Source organism: Amycolatopsis umgeniensis, from assembly GCF_014205155.1.
Taxonomy (GTDB): Bacteria; Actinomycetota; Actinomycetes; order Mycobacteriales; family Pseudonocardiaceae; genus Amycolatopsis; species Amycolatopsis umgeniensis.
This window is the reverse complement of sequence record NZ_JACHMX010000001.1, coordinates 5833140-5854386: the sequence shown is the minus strand read 5'-3', so window position 1 is coordinate 5854386 and position 21247 is coordinate 5833140. Positions and strand designations below refer to the sequence as shown.

The window sequence follows — 21247 nt, the reverse complement described above, 5'->3', positions numbered from 1 at the left end:
CTCAGTTCTCGTCGCGCCGGGCCACGAGGAGGGCGATGTCGTCCTGCGCCGGCGTCGCGCCGACGAGCGCGGCCATCACCTTCGCGCACACGGCTCCGGGCAGGTCGGGGGTGACCACGTCGACGAGCCGCCGCAATCCGACGTCGATCAGATGGTCCCGGCGTTCCACGAGACCGTCGGTGTAGAAGGCGAGCACCCCGCCGGGCGGCAGTTCGACCACCGTTCTTCGCCGCGCCGGCCCCGTGACCCCGATGGGCGGGTCGACAGGGACGTCGATGAACGCCGACGGGCCGCCGGGTACCGCGAGCACCGGCGGCAGATGCCCCGCCAGTGAAATCGCCACGCTGTCCCGCGAAGCGGACACCAACCCGTACACGACGGTGGCCAGCGCCCCCGGCTCGAAATGGTGGACCTTCCTGTCCAATTTGGACAGAACCTCCGCCGGATCGTCCGATTCGAGCGCATAGGCGCGAAGCGCGCTGCGCAGCCGTCCCATGATCACGGCGGCGTTGAGGCCGTGCCCGGCGACGTCGCCCATCACGATGCCGAGGCGATCGCCCGGCAGCGGGAACAGGTCGTACCAGTCACCGCCGACCCCGGGTTCGGTACCCGGCACGTAGCGCGCGGAGAACCTCATCCCGTCGACGGCGGGCAGCCGCCCCGGCAGCAGGCTCCGCTGGAGCGCCGCCGCGGCCGCGCGATCGGTGGCGGAGTTGTCGATCTGCAGCGCCAGCGCGAGCCGCGCGGCCACCAGCCGCAGCAGTTCGACGTCGGCCTCGGGGAATTCGCGCGGTGTCACGGAGCCGACGTGCAGCACGCCGATCAGATCGTCCCCGGCCAGCATCGGCACCCCGAGCAGGGTGCGAAGTCCGCGTTCCTGCAGAAGCGCGTTGACCACGGTGGTCTCGTCGACGTGGTCGAGGATCACCGGTCGCCGGTCCGCGGCCACCCGGCCCGCGAAACCCGCGCCGACGGCGATCCGGACGTCCTGGAAGACCTCTTCTTCGATGCCGGAGGCGGCGATGGCGTGCAGCAGTTGCGCGTCCGCGTCGTGCCGGAGCACCGTGGCCGTGTCGACCTTGAGCACCTCACGCACCCGGCCGAGGATCGTGGCCATCACCCGATCGGCGTCAAGGTGTCCCAAGGCGGTGTCGGTGATGGCTTCGAGCACCTGAAGCCGATCATCGGTTGTCGAGGTCCCGGACATGCGCGAAATCCTAGCCAGTCCGGGTCCGCGATGTCGCCCAGCCCGCCGCCAGTTCGTCGAGGCCGTCGGCCAGTTCGGCACTCGGCGGAATGGCCTCCCTCGGGACCCGGCAGGCGAGCGCGGTACCGAGCCCCGCCATCCGGATGACGGTGTCGATCAGCGCCTCCGGCTCCTGTGGCCAGTCGAAGCCCGGCTGGGCGATCAGCAGGCTCACGCAGCCGTGCATCGCCGACCACAGGCCCATCGCGAGGACCTCCGGTTCGCCACGCAGGATGCCCGCCCGCACACAGGCGGCCGTCGCGTCGGCGAGGTGCCGGAAACAAGCGATCGCGCCGGGGGACGAACCGCCGGACGGGCGCATCAGGAGCACCCGGTACTGCACCGGATGGTCCAGGGCGAACCGCGCGTACACCCGCGCGCACCGGCTGAGCGCGCGCATGGGGTCGGCGACCTCGGCGGCGTGCTCGCGCATCCGGTGCGCGAGCTCGTCCCACACTCCGAGACAGACCGCTTCCAGCAGGGCATCGCGGCTCGGGAAGTGCGCGTAGACCGACGGAGTGGAGACGCCTGTCCGTCTCGCGACGGCGCGCAGCGTCAGCGCCTCGTCGGTCCCCGTCTCGGCGAGCAGGGCATCGGCGGCGCGCAGGATCTCGCCCCGCAGCTTCTCTCCCTCGCCCGGCCGCGCCTTCGTCCGCTTCGCGCCCATGCCGTGATGCTGCCAGCATTGACTTGACACCGTCAACTTGACGGTGTCAGCTTGAGCGTATGGCGCATTTCCAGACCGCGACCGCCCTGGCCCGCCGGGGCGACGAGCCGGTGTTCGACACCGAACTCGATCCACAGTGGACGATCGGGGCCAAGCTGCACGGCGGTTATCTGCTCGCCGTCCTCGCCAGGGCCGCCGCCGAGGTCTCGTCGCATCCGCACCTGACCGCGATCAGCGGATCGTTCTCGGTGGCGCCGGAGCCCGGTCCCGCGGTCGTCGAGGTCGAGGTCCTGCGCGAAGGACGCGGCCTCACGCAGCTGCGCGCGCGGCTGAGCCAGCACGGCGCGCCCTGCACCGAGGCCCTGATCACCCAGGGCGTCCTGACGGACGGCGACGCTTGGTGGTCCGGAGTGGACCCCGTCGAGATCCCGGCGGAACAGGACTGCCTGCCCGTGCCCGCCGACGGCGGCGGAGGTTTCCGCATCGGCCTGATGGACGTCGTCGAGCAGCGGATCGACCCGGCCTCGGCCGGTTTCGCGGTGGGACAGCCGTCCCGGAAAGGCGTCATCTCGTCCTGGCTGCGGCTCGCCGACGGCGCCGACTGGGATCCGGTGAGCCTGCTCGTGGCGCTCGACCCGGTGCCGCCCATCTCCTACGACCTCGGCATCGCGGGCTGGGCACCGACCGTCCAGTTCACCGCGTACCTGCGCGGGATCCCGGCGCCGGGCCCGGTCCGGGTGCGCATGCGGGCGGGCGAGGTCGGCGGCGACCGGATGGACGAGGTCGCCGAGCTCTGGGACGAAAAGAACAGGTTGATCGGGCAAGCCACCCAAATCGCCGCCGTCCGCATTCCCTGATCCACCCGAAAGCAGGGTCATGACGGAACTCCGGGAGTTAAGATCCGGCGTCGACGTCATTGTTCTGGGGGCAGGACCATGGAAGTGGAACCACGCCGCGCGGACGCGGGCGGCTCCGACGGGGACGGGGCCGAAATCACCCGGCTCTGCCGGACCCTGGTGCCGCTGGCGGCCGCCGGTAAGCACGCCGAGGCCGCGTCGACCTACCGGTGGGTGACCAGGGCTTCGCTCGGCGCCCCGCGCCGGTACGGAGACCACGCCATGCGGCTGGAGTTCTGCGCGCTCACCGGCAACGAGCACACCGGTTTCGATCTTCTGTCGCTTTTGGACGGTGTCGGCGACCATTCGGACGCCATCGGCAGGCTCGAGTTCTTCGCGTCGGCGGCCTTGCTCACCCGGCGGTTGACGGAAACCGGATACGGCGAGATCCGGTTCGTCCTCAACGGTCCGTACGACGGCCTTTCCCTGCGGCTGCTGCACCGGCGGATGCGGGCGGCGGCGTTCGTCGAGGCCGAGGAACTCGACGAACTCGATCAGAACGACTATTTCACCGCGTACGCCGAGCAGAAGATGACCGCGAAACCGGTCACGGAATTCGTCCCGCTCCTGCCTTCCGCGCTCCCCCGGATCCCGATCCTGCCGCCGCCCGATCTGTCGGCGGAGGAACTCGTCGTCCGGGCCGAGATCCACAATCACCGGTCCGAACCGGAGGAAGCGCGAGCCTGTCTCGCCGCGATCGGCGCCGTCGGAGACGAGATCGCCCCGAGACTGGCCGAACTGCGCGCGATCTTCTTCCAGGGCGACGACACCGAAGAACGGCTGCGCCGCGCGGCCGCCGGATTCCGGCGACAGGGTGACGAAATCCGGTTCCTGCTCAACCAATGCTGGCTCGGCCTGTGGCTCGTGTTCGACGATCAGGCCGAGACCGGCGTCGCGCTGACGACGGTGGCCGCGGCACGATTACGCGCCGGGACCGACGATCGCGCCGCCTGCTGGGGCGAATACTGGCTGGCGCACGTGCTTTCCGGGCAGGGCCGCACCCCCGAGGCGTACGAGGCCTTGCGGCGTGGGGCGGAACGAGCCCACGAGGCGGGCGATCCCTTGCTCCACGGCACTCTTCTGTGCCTGGAGGCGTCGCTGCGGAACGGCGACGGCGAGGATCCGGTGACCACCTTGGAACTCGCGCAGGCCGCGACGGACGCCTTCATCGTCGGCAACGTCGGCGAGAAGGCCGTCGAAGCCGTCGAACAGGTCCGGATCGCTTACGAGCGCGTGGGATCTCTCGACGAGTTGGACGTCTTCGTGGAGAACCTGCTGTCGACGCTGCCCGCGAGCGGCCCGGACAGGCTGCGCGGACATCTCCGTCAACTCCGGGCGCTGTCGTTGATCGGCACCGGCCGCTTCGCCGATGCCGTCGAAGACGCCTACGCGTCGCTCGGTATCGCCGCGTCGAAGGGCAAGGACACCGCGGAACATTGGTACGTCCTCGTCACCGCGCTGCACGGCGCCGGCCGTTACGACGAGGTGCTCGACGTCGCGCCCCACACCATCGACCTGCTCATCGGGCTACCGGACTGGGGCCATCGCTGCCGGTGGATGTACGCCGACACCTATCGCGCGCTCGGTGAATCTTCGCGCGCCTTCAACGAGTACGCCCTCCTCGCCGAAATCCTCGAAGAGTCGGGCGACACCGGGCACTCCTACATCTCGGTGAGCATGGCCGCCGCCGAACAGCTCGACCTGCTCGGCTACGGCGCGAACGCCGCCGACTTCTACGCGCGGGCCGCCGACGCGGCACTGGCGATCGGCGGCGGGTACGTGGCCGCCACCTGCCGTAACGCCGCGACGCTCTCCCGGCTGCGGTCCGGCGACCTCGACGCGGCGCTGACCGCGCTCGACGCCGCGGAAACCGCCGTGCACGCGGTGGAAACCGAAACCGCGCCCGCCAGGGAACATCTCATCGCCCAGCTCGACCACGTCGCCGCCCACGTGCTCAGCGCCGCGGGCCGGATCCGGGAAGCCGCCCGCCGCGCGCTCCGCGCCGCCGAAACCTTCCACCGGATAGGCGAAGCCGAGTCCGCCCGCGACGTCGACCTGCTGCTCGAACAGATACTCCTCGGTGACCAAAGCGGCTGAAGGGCCCCTTCCCCGCGCCTGACGCGGTGAAGGGCGCTTTCCCCACGTGACATGCGGGGAAAGCGCCCTTCAGCCCCCTTGCCAGCCCTCCCACACCGGGAGAAAAATGCCGGTCATGTCCGATGGAGCCAGCGGTACCCGAAGCCTGCCTTTCGGCTCGATCGTGCTGTGGATCGTGCGCGTCGCGCTCGCGGCCGAGTTCCTCTACAGCGGTTACCTGCTGTTCGCGGGCGGCCACACCGAACAGACCTTCGCCGAGATCGGGCTCGGACAGTGGCTCCGGTACGTCACCGGCGTCCTCGAGGTCGGCGGCGCGATCGGCCTGCTGATCCCCCGTCTCGGCGGGCCCGCGGCACTGCTGCTGGCGGGCGTCATGGTGGGCGCGAGCGTCACCGAGCTGTTCATCCTCACCAACGGCGGCCCGGTCCTCCCGCTGATCCTGCTGATCGTCTCCGCGACTCTCGCGTGGTTCCTCCAGGATCAGACCCGCGCGCTCCTCGGGATCGAGCCTCCCGAAGACGACGAGGACCACCGCTAGGCGAACGCGAGGCGACTGTTGCGCCGATCGGCGCAACAATGACCGTCCGAATGCACCGCTCACCGGCACAGTCAACGAAAAACCGCATGTCAGCACGCCTCGCGAGGGTCTGACGTGGACCGCGAAATGTCCACATGAGCGTGATCATCCGCTCACTCAAGGTGAAAGATTGCGGCTCGTTTACAACGAACCGGCCACCCGCTTGACAGTCGGAGTGGTACGTACCACGCTGCCGACATTGGTCTACACCATTTTGTGGGAGCCCGGCACAGTGGCCGGGCATCGAAAGGACGGCACGAGTGAAGCGCTGGCTCAAGATGACTGCGGGCGCCGCGGCCATCACCCTCGCGACGGCGGGCTGCGCCGGTTCCGGCAGTGGCGACAGCACGAATTCGAGCGCTCCGGCCTCGAACGGCTCGCTCACGGTCTGGCTCATGACCGGGACCGCCCCGGAAGCACTGACGAACTCGCTCCACAAGGAATTCGAAGACGCGCACCCCGGCGTCAAGGTCAAGTACGAGATCCAGCAGTGGAACGGCATCCAGCAGAAGCTGACCACCGCGCTGGCGAGTGACAACCCGCCGGACGTGATCGAGCTGGGCAACACCCAGACCCCCGCGTTCGCCAACCAGGGCGTGCTCGCCGACCTCACCTCGAGCGTGGGCGACTTCAACGGCGCGCAGTGGCTCCAGGGCCTCAAGGCTTCGGGCGAGTTCGACGGCAAGACCTACGGCGTCCCGTTCTACGCGGCCAACCGTGAGGTCATCTACCGCAAGGACATGTTCGAGCAGGCGGGCATCACCGCGACGCCCAAGACCCGCGCGGAGTGGCTCGACGCGATCACCAAGCTCAAGGCCAAGTTCGGCAGCGACCCCGAGTTCCAGGCCCTCTACCAGCCGGGCCAGAACTGGTACGAGCTGCTGTCGTTCATCTGGGACGAGGGCGGCGACATCGCGCAGGCCAACGGGAAGTCCTTCAAGGCGACCCTGGACTCCGCGCAGGCCAAGGCCGGGCTCGAGTTCTACAAGCAGCTCACCGAGGCTTCGGGCACCAAGGCGCCGAAGGACGCCGACGAGGCCACCCCGCAGCAGGCCGGTATCTACGGCGCGGGCAAGGTCGCGATGATGATCGGTGTCCCGGGTGAGGCCGACACCGCCGCGAAGACCGACCCGTCGATCAAGGAGAAGTCGGGCGCCTTCCCGATCCCCGGCAAGACCGCCGACAAGTCGGCCCCGGTCTTCCTCGGCGGTTCGAACCTGGTCATCCCGGCCAACAGCAAGAACGCGGCCGCGGCCAAGGACTACGTCAAGCTGTTCTCCACCCCGAAGTACCAGACCGAGCTGGCCAAGGCCGGTTACGTCCCCGGTACCTCGACCGACGTGTCCGCGCTCGACGCGAACCCGCTCACCAAGGTCATGGCCGAGGCGTCCAAGAACGGCCGCGCCGTGCCGACCAGCCCCAAGTGGGGTGACGTCGAGTCGGGCCAGAACCCGATCAAGGACATGCTGACCGCTTACCTGACCGGAACGAAGACGCTCGACCAGGCGACCGCCGACGCCAACGCAGCGCTCGACAAGCTCATCGGCGGATGACCACGACCAAAGATGTGACGACGCCGGCGGGGGCCACCCCGCCGGCTTCGCCGCGCATCAAGCCCCCGAAATCGAACCGACGCCTCCGCCTCGGCGAGCGGACGGCGCCGTACCTGCTGATCCTTCCCGCGTTGATCGCGATCCTGGTCCTGCTGGGCTGGCCGACGCTTCAGCTGATCGGGATCAGTTTCCGCAAGCTCGACCTCCGTGAGCTGGTCTCCGGAGAGATGGTCTGGGTCGGGTTCGAGAACTTCTCCGAAATCCTGTCCGACTCCGAATTCTGGGAGATCACCGTCCGCACGCTGGTGTTCACCGCCGCGGTCGTGATCACCACCCTGCTGCTCGCGCTGTTCATGGCGCTCCTGATGCGGCACCTCAACCCGGTGGTCCGGGTGATCCTGCAGGTCGCGCTGATCCTCGCGTGGGCGACCCCGGTGCTCGCGACGACCACGGTCTTCCAGTGGATCTTCGACCAGCAGTACGGGATCCTGAACAAGACGCTCGCGAAACTCGGCTTCGAAGGCTTCATCGGGCATTCGTGGTTCGCCACCGGCCCGAGCACGCTGACCGTGATCGGCCTGCTGGTCGTCTGGCAGGCCGTGCCGTTCGTGGCGTTCACGCTCTACGCCGGGCTCCTCGGCGTCCCGAAGGAGCAGTACGAGGCCGCGGGCATCGACGGCGCGAACGGCTGGCAGGCGTTCTGGGCGGTCAGCTGGCCGGCGATCCGGCCGATCCTGACCATGGTCACGTTCCTGTCGGTCCTGTGGGACTTCAAGTTGTTCGCCCAGGTGTGGGCGATCCGCCAGGGCGGGCCGGACGGCGCCAGCACGACGCTGCCGGTCTACATGTACCTCAAGGGTCTCGCGGGCAACCACTTCGGCCTGGCGGCCACCGCCGCCCTGCTGATGATGCTCGTGCTGATCCTGCTCACCGCCCGGTACGTCCAGCTGCTGGTGCGTTCGAAGGAGGCCGACCTGTCATGAAGAAATCCCTGGCACAGCGGATCGGCCTCGGCACGTTCGGCGTGATCGTGGCCTTCCTGTTCGTCTTCCCGACGTACTGGATGGTCACCTCCTCGCTGAAGACGCCAGGCCAGGTCCTCTCACCGGATTACGACCTGATCCCGTCCTCGGCGACGTTCGACAACTTCGTCACGGCGCTGACGAAGCCCGGTTTCACGACGTACCTCGCCAACAGCCTGATCGTCACGCTCGGCGCGGTCCTGTGCTCGCTCGTCGCGGGCGTGCTGGCCGCGGTTCCCTTGTCCCGCATGCGATTCCGCGGCCGCAAGGGGTTCCTGATGCTGGTGCTGGTCGCCCAGCTCGCGCCGTTCGAAGCGCTGCTCATCCCGATGTACCTGCTGATGAGGGACGCCGGGCTGCTCAACCAGCTGCCTTCGCTGCTGCTCGTGTACTTCGCCGCGACGCTGCCCTTCACATGCTGGATGCTCTACGGCTTCGTCAACGGCATCCCGTACGACCTCGAAGAAGCCGCGATGATCGACGGATGCAGCCGGGCGGGCGCGTTCCGCCGGGTGACGCTGCCGCTGCTCGCGCCGGGACTGGTGACCACGTCGGTGTTCAGCTTCATCACCGCGTGGAACGAGTTCCTGTTCGCGTTCGTGTTCATGCGCGACCAGAGCAGGCAGACGCTGCCGGTGTGGCTCTCCTCGTTCCGGACCGCGTTTTCCGTGGACTGGGGCGGGATCATGGCGGCGTCGGTCATCTACGCCATCCCCGCGCTGGTGTTCTTCATCCTCGTCCAGCGCAAGCTCGTGTCCAACCTGACCGCAGGCGCAGTGAAGGGATAACCCTTGTCTTCACCGGAAAAGCTCGCCGCATCCGTTCTCGTATCGGGCTTCGACGGCACCACCGCGCCGGACTGGCTGCGGCGCAAGGTGGCCGACGGCCTCGGCGGCGCGATCCTGTTCGGCCGCAACGTGGTCGACGACGAGCAGGTGGCCGCGCTCAGCGCGCAGCTGCGGGCGGAACGGCCCGACGTGCTCATCGGCATCGACGAAGAAGGCGGTGACGTCACCCGGCTCGACGTCGCCACCGGCTCGTTCGTCCCGGGACCACTCGCACTCGGCGCCGCGGACGACGTCGAGCTGACGACGTCGGTCGCCGCGGCGCTCGGCGAACGGCTGGCCGCTTGCGGGGTCACGATCAACTTCGCCCCGTGCGCGGATCTGACCCTGGCGGCGGAGGATCCCTCCATCGGTGTCCGGGCGTTCGGTTCGGATCCGGTGAAGGCGTCGCCGCATGTCGCGGCATACATCACCGGACTGCAGAAGTACGGCGTTGCCGCGTCGGCGAAGCACTTCCCCGGGCACGGGGCGGCGACCGACGATTCGCATCACGCGCTGCCGGTCCTGCCCAGGACCGAGGCGGAGCTGAACGAGCTCGAACTCGTCCCGTTCAAGGCCGCGATCGCGGCCGGGGTGCGCGCGGTGATGACGGGGCATCTGGTCGTGCCCGCGTGGGGTGAACTGCCCGCGACGCTCAACCCGAAGGCGCTGACCGACGTCCTGCGCGGCGAACTCGGCTTCACCGGCGCGGTGGTCACCGACGCGCTCGACATGGGTGCCATCGCGGGCGAACTCGGCAAGACCGAGGGCGTCGGCCGGGCCGCGGTGCGGGCGCTGATCGCCGGCGCCGACGCGCTCTGCCTTGGCGGCGTGTCGTTCGAAGAGGACGAGCTGAACCGGATCGCGGCGGTCATCGCGGCCGCGGTCGAAGCCGGCGAACTGCCGCTGGAACGGCTGGCCGAGGCGTCGGAGCGGGTCGCCGCCCTCGGCACCGCCCCGGTGGCGACGCCGATCTCCGCGGTGGACAACCGGCTCGGCCTGGAGGCCGCGCGCAAGGCGTTGCGAATCCAGGGCGCGCCGAAGCTGGACGGCCCGCCGCTGGTGATCGACATCGAGACCGAGCCGATCGTCGCCGCGGGCCCGATGCCGTGGGGGCTCGGTTCGCATCTGACCGAACTCGTGCCCGGTACCCGCGCGCTCAAGGTGACCGCGGACGGGATCGCGACCGCGATCGACGCCGTCCACGGTGCGCGCGATCTCGTCGTGGTGACGCGCGAGGCGCACCGGAATCCCGAGGTCCGCGAGTTCCTGAGCTGGCTCCGGGAGGCAGGCGTGGACTACATCCGCGTCGAGACCGGGGTTCCCGGGCCGGACACCGGCGACGGGCCGCGGATCGACACGTTCAGCGGGTCCTACGTCAGCCTCCGCGCCGCCGCGGAATACCTGGCCTGACCTCTCGACGTCTTTCGTCCTCTGGATGCGGTACTTGCACACGCAAGCACCGCGACCAGAGGACGAAATGCGTCAGGGGGTTATTCGGTTGCGGCACCGACGCGAGAGTGCTGTAGTCGACTGGACCTAGGAGATGATCGTCTTGCGAGTGTCCATGTCCTTCCCACAGGTAATTTCCGCCTACCTCAAGGACAAGACACCTCGTGAAGACCCTCAATCTGGGGATTTTGGCGCATGTTGACGCCGGGAAGACGAGCCTGACCGAGCGGCTGTTGCATACGGCCGGGATCATCGGCGAGCTGGGCAGTGTCGATGACGGCAGCACGCAGACAGACACGCTGGCCCTGGAACGCGCCCGCGGGATCACCATCAAGGCGGCCGTGGTGTCGTTCGCCGTCGGCGACGTCACCGTCAACCTGATCGACACCCCCGGTCACCCCGATTTCATCGCCGAGGTCGAGCGCGCGCTCGGCGTGCTCGACGGCGCCATACTGGTGCTGTCGGCGGTCGAAGGCGTTCAGGCGCAGACACGCGTGCTGATGCGGACCCTGCGACGGCTGGGCATCCCGGCGCTGCTGTTCGTGAACAAACTGGATCGCCGCGGGGCCGAACCGGACCGCGTGTTCCGCGAGATAGCCGAGAAGCTCACACCGTCGGTCGTCGCGATGAACCCCGGAGACCCCGATCGGGTGGTCGACCTGCTCGCGACGCTCGACGAGGACTTCCTGACCGGGTACCTCACCTCTCCGGAGGAGTTCACGCCTTCGCGGCTCCATGCCGAGCTCGCCGCGAAAGTGGCCGAAGGGCTCGCCCACCCGGTCTACTTCGGATCGGCGATCACCGGCGCGGGTATCGACGAACTCCGCGACGGAATCCAGCGCCTTCTGCCCGCCAAGGAGAGCGCCGTCGACGGACCGCTGTCCGGCACGGTGTTCAAGGTCGAGCGCGCGCCGGGTGGCGAGAAGATCGCTTATGTCCGGCTGTACTCCGGCAGTGTCGCCGTCCGCGACAAGATCCCGCTCGGGGACGGCGAAGGCAAGGTCACCGCGATCAGCGTCTTCGACAACGGCTCGGCCGTGCCGTCGGGAACGGCCGAGGCCGGGCGGATCGCGAAGCTGTCCGGGCTCGACGTCCGGATCGGTGACGTGCTCGGGGCCCGCCCGAGGCACGAACGGGAGGCCCTGTTTTCGCCGCCGACACTGGAAACCGTCGTCTCGCCGGTGCGCACGGCCGATCGCGGGCCACTGCACCAGGCGCTGACCCGGCTGGCCGAACAGGATCCGCTGATCGGCCTGCGGCACGACGAAATCCGCCAGGAGACCTCGGTTTCGCTGTACGGCGAAGTGCAGAAGGAGGTCATCCAGGCGACGCTCGCGGACGAGTACGGCGTCGATGTGACGTTCAGCGAGACGACCACGATCTGCGTCGAACGCCTCTCCGGCACCGGGTCCGCCGCCGAAATCATCGACAAGGCACCGAATCCCTTTCTGGCGACGGTCGGGCTGCGCGTCGAGCCCGGTCCGGCGGGGAGCGGGATCTCGTTCCGGCTGGAGGTCGAACTCGGCTCGATGCCGTACTCCTTCGTCAAGGCCGTGGAGGACACGGTGAAGAAGACGCTGCGTGAGGGCGTCCACGGCTGGGAGGTACTCGACTGCGTGGTGACGATGACGCATTCCGGCTACCACGCCAGGCAAAGCCACGCCCACGGCACCTTCGACAAGAGCATGTCGAGTACCGCGGGCGACTTCCGCGACCTGACCCCGCTGGTGCTGATGGCGGCGCTGCGCGAAGCCGGGACGACGGTGCACGAACCGATGCACCGGTTCACCCTCCAAGCCCCGGCCGACACGCTCGGCCCGGTCACCGCGTTGCTGGCGCAGGCTCACGCCGTCCCGCGCACGACGCTCACACGAGGCGGGACGGCGGAACTCGACGGCGAGATCCCGGCGGCGAAAACCCATGCGGTGCACCAGCTCCTGCCCTCGGCGACGCGGGGAGAAGGCACGATGGAGACGGCCTTCCACGGCTACCGGCCCGTCCGGGGTGCGACACCGTCACGATCGAGGACCGATCACAACCCTTTGGAGCGCAAGGAATATCTGCTGCGCGTGCTGCGGCGCGCCTGAGTTTTCAGAGGAACGGAGAACGTCATGGTTTCACGGCTCGGAGTCAGGATCCCGCGCGAACTGCCCGCCGCCCGGCTGAAGGATTTGGCCAGGCGCGCCGAACACGAAGGCTTGGACGAGGTCTGGATCGTCGAGGACTGCTTCTACGCGGGCGGGATCGCGACGGCGTCGGCGGTGCTGGCGGCGACCGAGAAGATCACCCTCGGCATCGGCATCATGCCCGCCGTGGCCAGGAATCCGGCCATCGCGGCGATGGAGATCGCGGCGCTGGCGGAGCTGTACCCGGGACGCCTGATCGTCGGGTTCGGGCATGGCGTGCCGAGCTGGATGCGGCAGATCGACGCGTGGCCGAAGTCCGCGCTCGCCGCGTTCGAGGAGACGCTGACGGTCATCCGCCGGCTGCTCGCGGGTGACCGTGTTTCCTTCGAGGGCAAGCACGTCCGGCTGGACGAGGTCGAACTGGAGTTCCCGCCGTCGGTGCCGCCGAAGCTCATCGCCGGCGTCCGGGGGCCGAAGTCCCTCGCCGCGGCGGGCCGTGTGGCCGACGGGACACTCCTGGCCGAACCGGCGACCCCGGAGTACGTCCGCGCGACACGGGAGCTCGTCGGCGTCGAGGGGCATTCGATCGCCACCTACAACTGGCTGGCCCTCGACGCCGACCCGGAGCGGGCCCGCGAACGGGCGCGGGCCGACGTCGCTTCCGCGATCGGGCCGAACTCGGGCCCAGCCCTGGACCCGCTGGACTTCGGCGCCGAACTGCTGGCCGAGGTCGCCGCCGCGGGCGACGACCGGGCGGAACTGGCCCGGCGCTTGCGTCCGGAGTGGATCGACAGGCTGAGCGTCAGCGGCCCGCTCGACCGTTGTGTGGAGCAGATCCGCGCGCTGTACGCGGCGGGGACCGAATCCGCCATCCTGCTGCCGTTGCTCGGCGAGCCGGAGGAGGAGTCCTTCGCCGCGGCGGGGCGGATCGCCGCGGCCCTGCGCGGGTAGCGCCTCGTGAATGGCGAGTCGCCGGCTCCTCCCCTTCGCTACTGACTGACCTGTGCCTGTGTCACGAAAGGTGTCTCAGGTACCCACTGATCCGAAGTCCGATCTCGCGTGATCAGGCACGTAACTCGCGTGACTGGACACCGCACTCGAGTGTTCCGGCTTCAATCACGCGAGATCCGGCTTCGATCACGCAGGTGCGGTGCCAGGTCGCAGCGCAAGCCTTGCCTCGCCCCTCAAAGATCGTGAGTGGTGAGGACGGCTAGAGCCGTAGGCGTCTTGGTTACCTACTGGATTGGGGTCGCGGTTGGTCACGGGGTTCGCCGCGTGTCGTCGGTCTGGACACGGGAGTCCGCGTCAGTGGTGTCGCCCCTCGCTAGCCAGGTAAAGGTCGTGAACGAGCCGGAGGGTGGGGTGTCCTGAAGGCCCCCTTTGGGACGGTGAACGTCTCAAAAGGGGCCTTCAGGACGCCACGACAAACCCCTCGCAACCCTCGTGAGCGGCGATTCAAGTCAGAGCCGTCCTCACCACTTCCTGAGTCTTCAGAACGGGTGCACCATCCACACGTTCGCCTCGACGTAGACCCCGCAGTCCCGCTCGACGTTCGCGTGTACCGGCGCGATCCCGCCGGGGATCACGTTGTCGCCGTCGGCGAGTTTGACGCCGGTCCAGTCATGCCAGTCCGCGATCGAGCCCGAGATGGTCACGGCGAACGGGCACACCTTGATCATCTGCGCGCCGAGCCGTTCGTGGGTGCGCAGCCAGCGGTCGGCGAACAGGCCGTCCTCGCGGCGCCGGACGGCGTAGCACTCCATCGGGACGTCGGGCTCGTCTTCCTTGCCGATCGGTCGCACGGAGACGATCAGCCGCTTCAATCCCGTCTCCGCCGCACGCGCCTTGAGCGCCTTCAGCATCGGCGTGGACAGGCCCGTCCCGCGCATCTTCGGCGCCACCACGACTTCGAGCGCGCACAGCGTGTCCGGCTCACGGCCGTCCATGAGGTCCTGCGCGGCCCACTGGATCGCCTCGTCCCAGCCGTGTTCCGGAAGTTCCCGGCGGTCCTCGGCGGGGTAGGTCAGCGGCACCGACAGCGCCCGCGCGATCGGCACGCCGTCGTCGTCCAGCGCGATCAGGAAGTAGCGGGCCCAGTGCCGCAGGAACCGCTCCGGGGTGATCATCTTGCCGCTGAAACCCCGGTAGATGAACTCACCCCCGACATCGCCGAGATTCAGCGCGGGATCGAGGAGATCGGGTCGGGACGCAAGATCGACGATTCGCATGCCGCCCAGTCAACCGAGCCGATGATCGACGGCGATAGCTGCTTCCGGGCGATGATCAAGCCAGCTGACGCGGCGTGGCCTGCAACCGGGACAGGACATCGGTGAGCCTGCCCGCGGCGACGTCCCATTCCTCGAGGACACTGCTGCGCGCGAGCGCGGACGTCCGCAGCGAATGGCGGAGTTCGGCGTCGAGCGACCAGCGCATCAACGCCGTCGCGAGCGCCGCCGGATTGTTCGGCGGCACCAGCATGCCGGGGACCCCGCCGCCGGGCGCCATGCCGAGTGCGTCGTGCGCGCCGGCGGTTTCGGTGGCCACCACGGGGATCCCGCGCGCCAGCGCCTCGGCGACGACCAGTCCGGACGTGCCGCCGCGAGCGGGCAGGACGAGCAGATCCGCGCCGTCGTAGACCAGGTCGAGATCTTCCGGCGGCCGGATGAGGCTGATCCGGGAACCGAGCCCGAGCCGCTCGACCGTCCAGCGCAGTTCGTCGACGTAGGTGGGGTCGTGGTGCGTCGCACCGGCGAAGACGCATTTGAACGCCAGCTCGTCGACGGTCGAGAGAGCCTGGATGAGCACGTCCTGACCGTGTCGCGCGGTCATCGGCGCGAGGCAGAGCAGCCGGGAGACACCGTCGGCGCCGGTGGCGAGCGGCGCCGAGTCCGTACCGGGTGTCGCGACGTAGACCCGGGTGGGATCGAGGTCGTGCCGGTCGATCAGCTGCCGCGCGAGCCACGGCCCGGTGGCGACGACCATGCCCGCCAGCCGCAGGGTCTCCCGTTCGCAGGCGTCGAGTTCGGCGGCCTGCGCCGGATCGAGCGCGGGGTCTTCGGCGAGCGGCTGGTGCACCAGGACGGCCAGCCGCAGCCGCCGGGCGTGCGGGATCACGATCTCCGGGACCCCGCAGGCGACCGTGCCGTCGATGAGAACGACGGTGTCGTCCGGAAGCGCGGTGAGCGAGCGGGCCAGTCTCGACCGGGCCAGCGGCCCCGGCATCGGCCAATCGCCCGCGATCGGCAGTTCCAGCAGCGGGAGGCCCGTGGCCGGGAGGTTCTGGCACATACGACGGTCGTACTCACCGCTGGTCTCGCCGGCTTCCCCCGGCAGGACGAAGACGACCGGTTCGGTCACGCGGACATTCGAGGTGAACACGGTTACCTCCAGATGCGGGCGCCTTATCAGGAGACACGGATACGGAGCCCGGACGGTTCACACCCGGAGGAAGAAATTTTTCACCCGTGCACGCGCGCGATCGCGGCGACGATCTCGTCGCGCAGCCCGGCCCCGACGGCGATGGTGGCCGCCGAGCGCACCGTGTGGTCGCCGCCGTCGGTGTCGACGACCACTCCCCCGGCCTCGCGCACGAGCAGGACACCCGCCATCGTGTCCCACGGTTTGTTGGCGAGGATGACACTCGCGTCGAGTTTGCCGTGCGCGACCCAGGCCAGGTCGATCGCCGCGGAGCCGAGGAACCGGACCCGCTGCACGCGGCCGCCGAGTTCGGCCAGCAACGCCATCCGGACGCGGTTCTTGACCTCCGCGCCCTCGCCGACCGCGAAGTCGCCGATCGAGACGATCGCGTCGGACAGCTTCGTCGCCTTCGAGGCCTGGAGACGCTCTTCGCCCGCGTACGCGCCCTGGCCTTCCGCAGCGGTGTACGTGACATCCAGGAACGGCAGCGAGATCGCCGCGACCGTGCTCTTCAGACCGTCGACGAGACCGAGCGAAACGCCGCAGAGGGGAATGCCGCGCGCGAAGTTGGCCGTGCCGTCGACGGGGTCGAGCGCCCACCACAGGTTCTCGTCGCCCTGGTGCCCGCGTTCCTCGCCGAGGATGCCGATCTCCGGGGTCTCGCGCGCCAGGAATTCGCGCACGGCGTCCTCGACAGCGAGGTCGACGTCGGTCACCATATCGCGATCACCTTTGGCGGCAACGGAAAACGACGTCATCGAGCGGATGATCCCGGTCGCCTTGGCGACGGCTTCACGGGCGACGGACAACAATGCGGCGTGGTCGGTCATCTGGGTACCGTAGCCCGGTGAATCTGTTCCCGACGGCCACGACGGCCGACGAACGCGCCCGGGACGCCGACGTCGCGGTGCTACCGGTCGGCAGTTTCGAACAGCACGGCGCGTATCTCCCGCTGGCCACGGACGCGGTGATCGCGACGACGATCGCCGACGCCCTCGCCTCCGCGTACCCGGTGTTGCGGCTCCCGCCGATCACGATCGCCTGCTCGCACGAACACGCGGACTGGCCGGGGACGGTCAGCATCTCGGCCGCGACGCTGTACGCCGTGGTGACAGACATCGCGGCCTCGCTGCGCCGTTCAGGAGTGCCGAAACTGGTGCTGGTGAACGCGCACGGCGGCAACTACGTCCTGTCCAACGTGGTCCAGGAGTCGACGTCGCCGATGGCGCTGTTCCCCGGCGTCGAGGGCTGGCAGGCGGCGCATGACGCGGCCGGACTGGAGACCTCGCTCGACAGCGACATGCACGCCGGGGAACTGGAGACTTCGCTTCTGCTGCACGCCCACCCTTCGCTGGTCCGGCCCGGTTTCACGGAGGCGGACCACCTGGCCGACGACAGGCGGCACCTGCTGACGACGGGGCTGCGGCCGTACTCGGAGTCCGGCGTGGTGGGACGGCCTTCGCTGGGGACGGCGGAAAAGGGACGACTGGTGCTCGAGTCACTGGTGGAGAGCTTCGGGGAGACCCTGTCCGCGCTCGCTTGACTCGGCCAGGTCCAGATGCGGCAGGAAGTGATGCATCCGTTCCTGTTTCGTCCTCAGGTACCGCAGGTTCTCGTCGTTCGGAGTGACCAGCAGCGGCACCCGCTCGCTGATCCGGACCCCGTGCAGTTTCAGCTGGTCGACCTTGGTCGGGTTGTTGGACAGCAACCGCACCGATCGCACCCCGAGGTCGGTCAGGATCTCCGCCGCCGCACGGTAGTCCCGCGCGTCCACCGGCAGCCCGAGCGCGATGTTCGCCTCGACGGTGTCGAGCCCTTCGTCCTGTAGCCGCATCGCCTTCAGTTTCGCGAGCAGGCCGATTCCGCGCCCTTCGTGCCCTTGGGCGTACACGAGGACTCCGGCGCCCTCCTCGACGATCGCCCGCAGCGCGGCGGCCAGCTGGTCGCCGCATTCGCAGTGCATCGAGCTGAACACGTCGCCGGTCAGGCATTCCGAATGGACGCGCGCCAGCGTGCCGAAGCCCGCGATCTCGCCGTGCACCAGCGCCATCTGCTCGGTGCCGTCGGCGTCCAGGTACCCGTACGCGCGGAAAACGCCGTAATGGGTCGGCAATCTGGTCTCTACGACCCTTTCCACGGTCATCGGGGTGCTCCTGTCTGTTCGGTGACTCTTGAGAGAACGTGCGAGCAGTACGCCCGCGCCGGGGAGACTGGCGACGAGCGCGAGCACGCCGTAGACGACGGCCACGGTGACGCCCTGCGCCGAACCGAGCCCGGCCGCGCCGAACAAAAGTGCGCAGACGCCTTCGCGCGGGCCCCAGCCGCCGATGTTCAGCGGCAGCCCCATCGCGAGCAGGGCGAGGATCATCAACGGCAGCAGTTCGCCGACGGGCGCGGTGACCCCGGCCGCCCGCGCCGCGACGACGAACAGGGCGAGGTGCCCGGCCAGCGTGGCGATCGAAAGCAGGCTCACGCCGGGCCAGGTCTCCTTGGTCAGCAGGCCGAGCCGGACGTCGGCGAGGGTGACGGCGAATCCGCGGCGCCACCTCGATCCACTGTGGATCCAGTGTTTCCCCGCCGTCATCCCGGTGACGACGGCCGTGAGGGCGAGGACCACGACCACGATCCCGGCGACCATGACGACCCCGTCGATCGGCGGCGGGACCACGGAAGGCGTGCTGAGCACGACGGCGACCGAAGCGCCGATCACGACGATCTGCCCGGCCGTGCGCTCCAGCACCACCGCGCGGACGCCTCGCAGGACGTCGCCGGATTCGCGGCCGTGCTGCACGGCGCGGTGGACGTCGCCGAGCACACCCGCCGGCAGGACTCCGTTGAGGAACAACGCGCGGTAGTACTCACCGACGGCGCTCCACAGCGGCAACTGGAGGCTGAGCCTGCGCGCGACCAGACACCAGCGTCCGGCGCTGAACAGTGTCGTCGCGAAGCCGATGCCGAGCGCGGCGGCGACACCGGTGGCGTCGACCTCGCGGAGTCCGTCCAGGAAAGCCTGGGTGCCCAGTTGCCCGGCCAGGACGGCGAGGATGCCGAGCGCGCCGAGGATCCGCAGCCAGGGCCAGAACCGCTTCACGACGGCACGACCAGAAGATCTTCGTGCTGGATCACCGCGTTCAGTTCGCCCGCCGCGCACTGCGCGAGCCGCCACCGCAGGTAGGCGTCACCGTCCGCCGCGAGCTCCGGCCGCTGCTCGCAGGCGGCGCCGACCCAGCCGGTGAGCCATTCCGCGGTCAGCGCGGCCTGATCCGCCCCGAGCCGCCACGGGCTCGGAACTCGCCGCACGGTGGCGCCGAGCCGTTCGAAGACGCCGAACGCGACGTCCACCGCGTCCGGGCCGAGCAGCCACCGGCCGTTGGTCACCCGGCGCTGGTGCGCGTTGAAGGCGTCGGCGATCTCGATGTCGAACTTGTCCTTGGGCGACAGCGTGACCCTGCCCGAAACGCTCAGCGTGAACAGGACCGCGCAACCGGCCTCGACGCACGCGACCGCCAGCTGGGACATCTCTTCGGCGGTGAGGAGGTCGAGCAGCGCCGAAGCCGCCACGAGCGATGTCCCGGCGAGGTCCTCCGCGCGCAGTTCGGTGATGTCGCGCTCTTCGGTGACGACGGTGACTTCGCTCCCGTCCAGAGCGTGGTCCGGACGGCTGGTGCGCGCCAACGCGTGGGTGAGCAGGTCGGTGTCGCGGTCGTGCAGGATCCAGCGCTGACGGCCGGGCAGCCGCCGGGCCAGCCAGCGGCCGAGCGAGCCGGTGCCGCAGCCGAGGTCCCGGATCACGACCTCGTCCTGTGTCTTCAAGAAGGACCGGACCGGTTCGAGCAGCTCGGTCGCGCGGGCGGCGGCGTCGGCGTCCTCGCGCAACTGCAGCCAGCTGGGCGCGAATTTGGTCATGCCGCCGTCCTTTCGCTCAGCAGCACGGCGGCGACACCGCGGGCCGTCGCGTCCCAGCCGGTCAGCGTCTCGCGGCGAAGGCGGGCGGAGGCGCGAAGCCGGTCACGCAGCTCAGGTTCGGTGAGCCAGCGGCGAAGGGCCGCGGCCAGCGCGTTGACGTCCTCGCCAGGGACGAGCATCCCGGGCACGCTGCCGTCGGGCGACCGGCCGAGCGTGTCCGGCAACGCGTCGACGGCCGTCGCCAGCACGGGAACGCCGTGCGCGAGCGCCTCGGTGACGACCATGCCGTAGGTCTCCGCGCGTGAAGGCAGCACGAGAAGGTCTGCGGCCGCGTACGTCGCTTCGAGCGCCTCGCCGGACCGAGGGCCGCTGAGGGTGAACCGGTCGCCGAGGGTGTGTCGCCGCAGGCGCTCGACGTAGCGCGTCTCGCGACGGATGGCGCCGACGCATTCACAGATCCACGGCAGATCGGTGAGCGATTTCAGCGCTTCCGCGAGCAAACCCTGCCCCTTGCGGGGAGTCACGTTGGCGACGCAGACCAGATGCGTCCCGTCCAGGCTCCCGGACGAGACCGCGGCCTTGTCGACCCCGGGCGGGACGGCGTGCACGCGATGCGGCGCGAGGTCGTGGTGCTCGATCAGCCGCCGCGCCGCCCAGTCACTGGTCGCGACGACGGCCTCGACAGCACTGAGCGTCTCCCGCTCCAGACGGTCGAGTTCGGCGGCGAGCGAGGGCGAAAGCCCCGTCTCGTCGGCCAGCGGCAGGTGCACCAGCACCGCGATCGACAGCCGCTGCGCCGCGGGCACAATCACCTCGGGCACCCCGCAGGCGATCAGCCCGTCGAGCAGGACCGCCGCGCCGGCGGGCAGTTCGGCGAGTTTGCGCGTCAGGACCTTGCGCGCCTCGGTGTCGGGCCGCGGCCAGTTCCCGCGTACGGCGATCTCGTGGACTTCCACGCCCGTCGCGGCGAGGCCGTCGCACAGGCGGCGGTCGTAGACGTTGCCGCCGCTCGGCGCGCTCAGGTCGTCGATGTCGTTGGGCAGGACGACATGGAGCCCGTTCACAGCGCACGCTCGTAACTCGCCCACGCGACGTGGGATTCGTGCAGCGAGACGGTGATCCCCTCGAGCCCGCGCGCCCCCTCGCCGAGCGCTCCCGCGTGGACACGTTCGGCGAGCCTGTCGGCGACGACCTTGGCGAGGAACTCGGTCGAGGTGTTGATCCCGGCGAACTCGGGCACGTCGTCGAGGTTGCGGTAGTTCAGGTCGGCGAGCACCGCATTGAGCTCTTCGGTCGCCTTGCCGATGTCGACGACGATGTTGTCGGCGTCCAGCGCGGACCGGCGGAACGTCGCGTCCACCACGAAGGTCGCCCCGTGCAGTTTCCGCGCGGGTCCGAAGACCTCGCCGCGGAAGCTGTGGGCCACCATGACGTGGTCGCGGACGGTGATACTGAACAACGGAC

The 21247-nt window shown here is 69.4% G+C and carries 19 protein-coding genes; 10 read left to right on the top strand and 9 right to left on the bottom strand.

The window, feature by feature from the left end; genetic code table 11:
• Position 1: 1 nt before the first annotated feature.
• Together HDA45_RS27790 and HDA45_RS27785 are read right to left on the bottom strand one after the other, a co-directional pair.
• A complete protein-coding gene (locus HDA45_RS27790; protein ID WP_184900168.1) occupies positions 2 to 1207 on the bottom strand; it encodes a PP2C family protein-serine/threonine phosphatase in 1206 nt (401 codons plus the stop codon).
• Between the two features lie 10 nt (positions 1208 to 1217).
• A complete protein-coding gene (locus HDA45_RS27785) occupies positions 1218 to 1913 on the bottom strand; it encodes a TetR/AcrR family transcriptional regulator (protein ID WP_184900166.1) in 696 nt (231 codons plus the stop codon).
• Positions 1914 to 1972: 59 nt separating this feature from the next.
• On the opposite strand from HDA45_RS27785, the gene HDA45_RS27780 reads away from it, so the two are divergent.
• The 9 genes from HDA45_RS27780 (at position 1973) to HDA45_RS27740 (ending at position 13411) form a co-directional block, all read left to right on the top strand.
• Complete coding sequence (locus tag HDA45_RS27780; protein ID WP_184900165.1) at positions 1973 to 2770, top strand: thioesterase family protein; 798 nt, start codon at positions 1973 to 1975, stop codon at positions 2768 to 2770.
• Positions 2771 to 2848: 78 nt separating this feature from the next.
• Positions 2849 to 4906: a hypothetical protein gene (locus HDA45_RS27775; RefSeq protein ID WP_184900163.1), complete on the top strand. Its 2058-nt coding sequence runs from the start codon at positions 2849 to 2851 to the stop codon at positions 4904 to 4906.
• A 115-nt stretch (positions 4907 to 5021) separates the two neighbouring features.
• Positions 5022 to 5444 carry a DoxX family protein gene (locus HDA45_RS27770; protein ID WP_184900161.1) on the top strand — a complete coding sequence of 141 codons (423 nt, stop codon included), beginning with the start codon at positions 5022 to 5024 and terminating at the stop codon, positions 5442 to 5444.
• Between the two features lie 299 nt (positions 5445 to 5743).
• Entirely contained in the window at positions 5744 to 7036 is a 1293-nt protein-coding gene (locus HDA45_RS27765) for an extracellular solute-binding protein (RefSeq protein WP_184900159.1), read from the top strand.
• On the top strand, positions 7033 to 8019 hold the full coding sequence (locus HDA45_RS27760) for a carbohydrate ABC transporter permease (RefSeq protein WP_184900157.1): 987 nt from the start codon (positions 7033 to 7035) through the stop codon (positions 8017 to 8019). The genes HDA45_RS27765 and HDA45_RS27760 overlap by 4 nt, the downstream gene beginning before the upstream one ends.
• Entirely contained in the window at positions 8016 to 8846 is an 831-nt protein-coding gene (locus tag HDA45_RS27755; RefSeq protein ID WP_184900155.1) for a carbohydrate ABC transporter permease, read from the top strand. Before HDA45_RS27760 ends, HDA45_RS27755 begins: the two co-directional genes overlap by 4 nt.
• 3 nt (positions 8847 to 8849) lie before the next feature.
• Positions 8850 to 10295, top strand: coding sequence for a glycoside hydrolase family 3 protein (locus HDA45_RS27750; RefSeq protein ID WP_184900153.1), 1446 nt, complete (start codon positions 8850 to 8852; stop codon positions 10293 to 10295).
• 203 nt (positions 10296 to 10498) lie between these two features.
• On the top strand, positions 10499 to 12421 hold the full coding sequence (locus HDA45_RS27745; RefSeq protein ID WP_184900151.1) for a GTP-binding protein: 1923 nt from the start codon (positions 10499 to 10501) through the stop codon (positions 12419 to 12421).
• Positions 12422 to 12445: 24 nt separating this feature from the next.
• Positions 12446 to 13411, top strand: coding sequence for an LLM class flavin-dependent oxidoreductase (locus HDA45_RS27740; protein ID WP_184900150.1), 966 nt, complete (start codon positions 12446 to 12448; stop codon positions 13409 to 13411).
• Between the two features lie 539 nt (positions 13412 to 13950).
• On the opposite strand, the gene HDA45_RS27735 is transcribed toward HDA45_RS27740, so the two are convergent.
• The 3 genes from HDA45_RS27735 to HDA45_RS27725 all read right to left on the bottom strand — a co-directional run bounded on the left by HDA45_RS27735 (position 13951) and on the right by HDA45_RS27725 (position 16707).
• On the bottom strand, positions 13951 to 14688 hold the full coding sequence (locus HDA45_RS27735) for a GNAT family protein (protein WP_184900148.1): 738 nt from the start codon (positions 14686 to 14688) through the stop codon (positions 13951 to 13953).
• Between the two features lie 55 nt (positions 14689 to 14743).
• Entirely contained in the window at positions 14744 to 15838 is a 1095-nt protein-coding gene (locus HDA45_RS27730) for a glycosyltransferase (RefSeq protein WP_184900147.1), read from the bottom strand.
• Positions 15839 to 15918: 80 nt separating this feature from the next.
• Positions 15919 to 16707 carry an inositol monophosphatase family protein gene (locus HDA45_RS27725; protein WP_184900145.1) on the bottom strand — a complete coding sequence of 263 codons (789 nt, stop codon included), beginning with the start codon at positions 16705 to 16707 and terminating at the stop codon, positions 15919 to 15921.
• A gap of 17 nt (positions 16708 to 16724) precedes the next feature.
• Between HDA45_RS27725 and HDA45_RS27720 the strand changes: the two genes are divergently transcribed.
• Positions 16725 to 17420: a creatininase family protein gene (locus HDA45_RS27720; protein ID WP_343072164.1), complete on the top strand. Its 696-nt coding sequence runs from the start codon at positions 16725 to 16727 to the stop codon at positions 17418 to 17420.
• Here the strand turns inward: HDA45_RS27720 and ribA are convergent.
• The 4 genes from ribA to HDA45_RS27700 are packed head-to-tail and all read right to left on the bottom strand — an operon-like array spanning position 17376 to position 21242.
• Positions 17376 to 18968 carry a GTP cyclohydrolase II gene (ribA, locus tag HDA45_RS27715; RefSeq protein ID WP_184900141.1) on the bottom strand — a complete coding sequence of 531 codons (1593 nt, stop codon included), beginning with the start codon at positions 18966 to 18968 and terminating at the stop codon, positions 17376 to 17378. The two genes, HDA45_RS27720 and ribA, sit on opposite strands and share 45 nt — an antisense overlap.
• Positions 18965 to 19783, bottom strand: coding sequence for a class I SAM-dependent methyltransferase (locus HDA45_RS27710; RefSeq protein ID WP_184900139.1), 819 nt, complete (start codon positions 19781 to 19783; stop codon positions 18965 to 18967). The genes ribA and HDA45_RS27710 overlap by 4 nt, the downstream gene beginning before the upstream one ends.
• Entirely contained in the window at positions 19780 to 20847 is a 1068-nt protein-coding gene (locus HDA45_RS27705) for a glycosyltransferase (protein WP_184900138.1), read from the bottom strand. The genes HDA45_RS27710 and HDA45_RS27705 overlap by 4 nt, the downstream gene beginning before the upstream one ends.
• Positions 20844 to 21242 (bottom strand): 6-pyruvoyl trahydropterin synthase family protein, encoded by a 399-nt coding sequence (locus HDA45_RS27700; RefSeq protein ID WP_184900136.1) that lies wholly within the window; start codon positions 21240 to 21242, stop codon positions 20844 to 20846. The genes HDA45_RS27705 and HDA45_RS27700 overlap by 4 nt, the downstream gene beginning before the upstream one ends.
• Positions 21243 to 21247 lie beyond the last annotated feature (5 nt).